This is a genomic window from Mesorhizobium sp. M5C.F.Ca.ET.164.01.1.1, assembly GCF_004792125.1.
Lineage (GTDB): Bacteria > Pseudomonadota > Alphaproteobacteria > Rhizobiales > Rhizobiaceae > Mesorhizobium > Mesorhizobium wenxiniae.
The window spans coordinates 1-278 of the sequence record NZ_SRTG01000661.1 but is presented as its reverse complement, the minus strand read 5'-3'; the positions used below and the strand labels follow the sequence as shown (position 1 = coordinate 278).

1 pseudogene is annotated in these 278 nt (G+C 63.3%); it reads right to left on the bottom strand.

What is annotated here, in order from left to right:
• Positions 1–28: 28 nt before the first annotated feature.
• Positions 29–278 (bottom strand): annotated as a pseudogene (locus EN807_RS35195) (S49 family peptidase); the annotation flags it as partial.

The window sequence follows — 278 nt, the reverse complement described above, 5'->3', positions numbered from 1 at the left end:
AACAATTCTAGACGGTTTCCTCGTTTTTTCAAAGCCCGAAGCGCGCCCACAGCGCGCGTTCTTCCGCCGCATCGATGACACCGCTGGCCGCGGCGGCGGCAATATCGGGCGCCGAAAAACCCATTTTCGAGCCGAACAGGCCGAAGCGGCCGAACAAACCGCGCGGGGCCGTGACCAGCCGCAACTGCGTCTTCGCTCCGAAGCAGGTCTTGAGCACCGTGCGCATGTCGCCGAGCGCATCGACCAGGCCAAGCTCCAAACCTCTCTTGCCGGTCCAG